The following is a 6,000-nucleotide window of genomic DNA, read 5'->3' as shown; positions in this document are numbered from 1 at the left end:
GTACGGAGAAAATGAGCATGCCTTTCCTGCTGAGCCGCTAACCCAACCTACGGAAATCTCTTGTGTACATGATGGCATAGGCAGCTGGGGCAGGTTGTTGTAGGTTGGGTAGAGCGGAGCGAGACCCAACAAAACGGTTTGACGATCCAACATACGAGGACGCCTTTTCCATGCAATACCGGAGGGCATACATACCCGGCGGCACGTTTTTCTTTACTGTGGTAACGCACCGGCGCCGGCCCGTTTTCGCTGATCCGGCTCATATCCAGCGGTTGCGCGAATCAATTGCAAGGGTCATGAAAACCCATCCGTTTGTGATAGACGCCGTTGTCGTGCTTCCGGACCACATCCATGCCGTCTGGACACTGCCCCGGAGAGACGCGGATTTCTCGGTTCGATGGAGATTGATAAAGAGCGACTTCAGCAGGACGTATCATCATAGAAATGAAGATATGTTGGATCCAACACGACGTTTGAAAGGAGAGCGGGCCGTATGGCAGCGACGCTTCTGGGAACATACGATTCGGGACGAAAATGATCTGGAGCGCCATGTCGAATACACTCATTACAACCCTGTCAAGCATGGACTGGTCAAAGCGCCCAAGGACTATGTCTATTCCAGTTTCCACAGGTACGCCCAGGCCGGGCTTATGGATGTGAATTGGGGAGCGGGAACAAAGATGGAATTCGACGCTTCGGTAGGAAGGGAATAAAAGGGAATGTTGGGTTACGCTCAAATTTGCGTGTTTCAAAAGGCTCCCTCGTTGTTGGCGCTGTTTGGGATCAGGCCGCGTTCGTCAGATGTCGGCGTTAACCCAACCTACATGCTACAAGGGTGGGGAGTGTTGGGTTTCGCTTCTCTCTACCCAACCTACAAAGATGGGAAATGTTGCAGCAATTTTCACATTCTTTTTGCAGCGATACGATCCGTTTGTAGTGGGGCCGTTAGCCCCTGAAAAATCGCCTGACGGCGACACTACGAACGGGATATGTGGCATCAGCAATCGCAAAATCAGAATTACTGCGAGTGTTGGGTTTCGCTTCGCTCTACCCAACCTACAAAGATGGGAAAACAAACAGGACCGGTGTTGTATTGAACACTGACTTCAACGTCAAATAGGGGAACCCTCTTTACGACGATGCGTTGTTTCAAAACGGTCTTGCCCCGGTTCAATGGTTTTTTCCAAACGCGGAGTTCCTCACTCCTGATTTTCCAATACCGCCTGTTCCACATCGGGGATGTTGTGACAGAGGAATTTCTGACCCATGAGCCTGAATCGGACGGGGTCGTCCGTGGTGCAGAAGTCCACGGTTCCGGTCCGGTCGAGCCGCTCCTCGATTTCCGGATGCCTGGAGAGATAATCGATCAATTTGTCCGAGACCGTGTCAGGACCGTTCAGGACCCGGCAGTTCTTCCCCATGATCCGTTCGATGTCCTTCTGCAGAAAGGGATAGTGGGTGCAGCCCAGGATGAGGGAGTCGATTTTTTTTCGCTTGATCCGGTACAGATACTTCTTGAGAATCATGTGGGTTTCGGGCTTTCCGATCCAGTCCTCTTCCACCAGGGGGACCAGGAGCGGGCAGGCCTGGCCAAAGACCTTGATATCCGGCCTCAGTTTGGCCAGCTCCTGTTCGTAGACCCCCGACTCGATGGTCGCCCGGGTCCCGATGACCCCGATCCGACCGTATCGGGAGGCGTCCACGCCTGCCTCGGCCAGGGGGATGACCACGCCCAGGACCCGGCGGTCCGGAAACTTTGCCGGGAGGAACTCCTGCTGGATCCTGCGCAGGGCCTTGGCCGATGCCGTGTTGCATGCCAGGATCACCAGGATGCATCCCCTGGCGAACAGGAACTCCACGGCCTGACGCGTGTAGGTATAGATGACGCCCTGGGATTTATTGCCGTAGGGGGTTCGCGCATTATCGCCCAGGTAGGTGTAATCATACCCGGGGAGTTTGGTCAGAAAGGCCTTGAGTATAGTGAGTCCTCCGAGGCCTGAATCAAAAACGCCGATCATATTGCCGCAATCTCCATATTGCTGTGATCCGCCGCCCGTCCCGACCCCTGTTAAAGACAACGGCGGCTTTCAGAGCATGTCATAAGGGTCCACATCCGAGACCAGATAAACGCCCTGGGATCGAAGCCACTTCGATGAGCGTTCAATCTCTACCAGGAAGTGTCTCAAGAGCGCCGGGCTTTTGCTCTTGACCAGAAACTGCCACCGTACCTTTCCCTTGATCCGTGCGATGGGGGCTTCGACCGGACCCAGGACCTGGATCTCTTTTCCCCGCCTGGGCCATCTTCTCAAGATCGCCCGCAGATCCGTACCTAACTGCCGGGCCGCTGCGTCGGTCTTTTTTCTGTCAGTGCCCTGGAGTCTCAGGCATGCCAGGCTGCAAAAAGGGGGGTAGCCCAAGGCCTTTCTGAGCCCCTGTTCCTTGTCGAAAAAAGACTGGAAATCATGGGCCATGGCCGAACGAACCACATAGTGATCCGGGTTAAAGGTCTGAATAATCACCCGCCCCTTCCGGGTCCCCCTCCCGGCCCGGCCGGCAACCTGCGACAGGAGCTGAAACGTCCGTTCCCCTGCCCTGAAATCCGGAAAACTGAGGGAAAGCTCGGCAGAGATGACGCCCACCAATGTGACATGGGGGAAGTCATGCCCCTTGGTGATCATCTGGGTTCCCACGAGGATATCGCTCTCGCGCCTGCCAAACCGGCGTAAGATCCTGGATGCCTCGCCCTTTCGTCGGGTGGCATCTGCATCCATCCGGGATATTTGCGCCTCAGGGAAAAGCCTATGCACCTCCTGTTCCAGTTTTTCGGTGCCGAATCCATAGGGCTTGAACCGGCCCTGGCCGCAGGCCGCGCAGCGAACCGTGGTCCCGCAGGTAAAACCGCAATAGTGGCAGATGAGACGGTCTTCCTGGAGGTGAAAGGTGAGCGCCACGTCGCAGTTGGGGCAGGAGATGGATTGACCGCACGCCCGGCACAGATAGAGACGATGAAACCCCCTCCGGTTTAAAAAAAGGATCGTCTGATCCCCTGCCGCCAGGCTGTCACCCAGGGCCTTAAAGAGCCTCGGGCTGATCATCTGCTGTTTTCCACGGCCGTCTGTCTGCTCCTTCATGTCCACGATCTCCACCTGCGGGAGCGGACGGTTCTCGACCCGTTTGGGCATGGTCAGGAGGCGGTATCTCCCGGTAATGCTGTTCTGATAGGACTGGACAGAAGGAGTGCCGGAGCCGAGGATAACGAGGGCGCGCTCCATCTTGGCCCGAACCACCGCGGCATCTCTGGCCTGGTAATGGGGCCCGCCCCGCCGCTCCTCTTGGACATAGGCGGAATCATGCTCCTCATCCACGATGATCAATCCCAATTCGGGAAGGGGGGCGAAGAGGGCCGAGCGGGCCCCGACGACCAGATCCACCTCTCCCCGGATCATGCGCATCCACTGATAATGCCGCTCCCTCTGGGTGAGCCCGCTGTGGTAGACCGCGACCCGATCCCCGAGCCTGGATCGGAACAGACCCTCCAGATACCCGACCAGGGAGATTTCGGGCGCCATCAATATGGCCTGTCGCCCCATTCGAATGGCGTGTTCCACTGCACGATAATAGACCTCTGTCTTGCCGCTTCCCGTGACCCCGTAGAGGAGACAGGAGGCAAACGCGCCCGTGTCAAGGCCCTCCCGTATCCGATTCAATGCCTTTTGCTGGTGGGCATGCAGCTCGCCAGGCAGGGCTGGCGGCGGAACAGCGACCGGCCCCGGATCCCTGTGGACCGGAATGCACTGGATTTCCAGTATGCTATTTTTAATCCATTTATCAGCAAGATAACGACCGTTTTTGAATTGATTTGTCAGCTCGCTTAGAAGAATCGCGCCCGATTGAAAGACCTCTGTCAGAAACTCCTCCTCGTTGGCGGCCGTTGCCGCGCCCCGTTTTGCGAGTACGATCTTGAGGTCGAGATCTTTTTTAGGCCGGATGAATTTCAGCTCATATGGATTTGTGATTTCAGATGTTTTGATCCGTCCCTCGATACGAATCCATCCCTTTTCCTGAAGCGGGTAAATGGTTTTGAGGGGCCAGGGGAGCCGTGCCTCAGGATGATCCCTTATCCAGGAGAGGACCTCCGCGGTTTCGGATGCGAAGAGACATCGGGTCAGCGCAGCCGACCCTTTTTCCGTCAGGCGCGCGGTTTTGAAATGGGTTTCAGGCAGGGCGGAACGGATGACCATCCCTATCGGGTGGATGTAATAATCGGCGATCCACTCAAAAAAGGGGACCATCGTTGGAAGGAAAACAGGCTCCACATCCAGTATGTCGATGGTCTCTTTCAGGTCCCGGTCCGGGGTATGGGAATGGGTTTCCAGGATATATCCGGTAATCTTTCGGCGGTTGAATGGGACCAGAACCCGGCACCCCACCTGCGCCGCCGAGCCGAGACCTTCAGGGACGGCATAGTCGAAAGTCCCTTTTACCGGGACCGACAGGGCCACCCTGAGGCAGGGGATCTGGCCTGCATCCGGGTTCCGATTATCGGATGCCGGATGGCGGGGGGTCATGGGTGATGGGTCATGGGTCATGGCTGATAGGTCATGGCTGATAGCTGATGGCTGATGGGTCATGGTTTCTGGTTACTCGATACTGAATGCTCGATACGCATCCTTTTCACCTGCTGGATGATCTGCCCGGCCGCGGTGTCAATCTGTTTCATGGTATTGCCTCTCCCCAGGGTAAGTCTGAGGGCGCCCATCCCCACTTCCGACGGAACGGACATGGCGGACAGCACATGAGAGAGCTTTACGGTCCGGTCATGGCATGCAGCCCCTGTAGAGGCCATGATAGTAGGGATGGCCTCCAGGATCCTTCCGCCCTCCAGGCCGGGGACCGATACATTTAGGGTATTGGGAAGCCGGTCTTGAGGGTGACCGTTGAGGACCAGCCCGTCGATCTCTGCAAACAGACGTTCCTGCAGGAGGTCTCTCATGCGGCCGATCCGCTCCGCATCTTTCCGGAGCCTCTCCACGGCAACCCTGCATGCGGCCCCGAGTCCTGCGGCCAGGGCTACATTCTCGGTGCCTGCGCGTCTGCCGTCTTCCTGCCCGGCCCCATGAATGAGCGGGGTCAGGGATCGACCTTTCCGTATATAGAGGGCGCCCACCCCTTTGGGACCGTAGACCTTGTGACCGGCCACGCTCAGGAAATCCAGGTTGAGGTCTTGGACATCCACAGGGATCTTTCCAACGGCCTGGGCCGCATCCGTGTGCAGGAGAACTCCGTGTTCCGTTGCGATGGCCGATATCTCTCGTATGGGTTGGAGCACACCGGTTTCGTTATTGGCGAGCATAATCGTGATCAGGACCGTATCGGGGGAGATGGCCTTTTTCACGTCATCGGGATCCAGTTGTCCGAAACGGTCCACAGGGAGAATGGTCAGCCGGACGCCCAGTTCCATCAGGAAGAGGGCGGGATTCAGGATGGCGGGGTGCTCGATGGCCGAGGTGATGATATGACACTCCTGCGGGTGTGTCAGGTCAACGACCCCTTTGAGGACATAATTGTTGGACTCGCTCCCGCCCGATGTGAAGACGATCTCATCGGCCTGACACCCCAGCAGATCGGCCACGGCCTCCCGGGCATGGTCCATGGCCTCATGGGCCCGCTGGCCCAGTACATACCCGCTGGAGGGATTTCCGAATTCCTCCGTCAGAAAAGGCATCATCGCCCTCAGGGCCTCCGGATCGATGGGGGTTGTGGCATTATGATCCAGGTAGATCGGTGTTTTCGAGTGGTTATCCGGCATTATGAGTTCTCCTTAGAAGGCGCCCCGCAAAAGGACGCGGGATCTTCGACAAGGCACAAGGGCTTAGGTCCATCAGCCATCAGCCATCAGCCATGAGCCATCAGCTATCGGCCAGTATCCAGTATCCAGAATCCTCCTGCCATCCCTTTGTAGGATATATTTTGCAGATTGACAACAAATACCATATAGTG

Annotated in this window: 4 protein-coding genes; 1 reads left to right on the top strand and 3 read right to left on the bottom strand. The window is 56.8% G+C overall.

Features of this window, described 5'->3' with window-relative positions; all coding sequences use genetic code 11:
* Positions 1-170: 170 nt before the first annotated feature.
* Positions 171-713, top strand: a complete 543-nt coding sequence (locus K9N21_19405) for a transposase (protein ID MCF8146079.1) — start codon at positions 171-173, stop codon at positions 711-713.
* Between the two features lie 486 nt (positions 714-1,199).
* Here the strand turns inward: K9N21_19405 and murI are convergent, their stop codons facing one another.
* The 3 genes from murI to K9N21_19390 form a co-directional block, all read right to left on the bottom strand.
* Positions 1,200-2,018: a glutamate racemase gene (murI, locus tag K9N21_19400; GenBank protein MCF8146078.1), complete on the bottom strand. Its 819-nt coding sequence runs from the start codon at positions 2,016-2,018 to the stop codon at positions 1,200-1,202.
* Between the two features lie 69 nt (positions 2,019-2,087).
* Positions 2,088-4,631 (bottom strand): primosomal protein N', encoded by a 2,544-nt coding sequence (gene priA / locus K9N21_19395; protein MCF8146077.1) that lies wholly within the window; start codon positions 4,629-4,631, stop codon positions 2,088-2,090.
* The gene (locus K9N21_19390; GenBank protein ID MCF8146076.1) at positions 4,628-5,809 is read right to left on the bottom strand and encodes a cysteine desulfurase; all 1,182 of its coding nucleotides are present in this window, start codon (positions 5,807-5,809) and stop codon (positions 4,628-4,630) included. The genes priA and K9N21_19390 overlap by 4 nt, the downstream gene beginning before the upstream one ends.
* Positions 5,810-6,000 lie beyond the last annotated feature (191 nt).

The organism is Deltaproteobacteria bacterium (assembly GCA_021737785.1).
Classification (GTDB): Bacteria; Desulfobacterota; DSM-4660; order Desulfatiglandales; family Desulfatiglandaceae; genus AUK324.
This window is presented reverse-complemented; position numbering and strand designations above follow the sequence as displayed.

Coding starts and splice junctions, on each gene's coding strand:
- K9N21_19405 (MCF8146079.1), top strand. CDS start 171: ATGCAATACCGGAGGGCATACATACCCGGCGGCACGTTTTTCTTTACT.
- murI (MCF8146078.1), bottom strand. CDS start 2,018: ATGATCGGCGTTTTTGATTCAGGCCTCGGAGGACTCACTATACTCAAG.
- priA (MCF8146077.1), bottom strand. CDS start 4,631: ATGACCCATCAGCCATCAGCTATCAGCCATGACCTATCAGCCATGACC.
- K9N21_19390 (MCF8146076.1), bottom strand. CDS start 5,809: ATGCCGGATAACCACTCGAAAACACCGATCTACCTGGATCATAATGCC.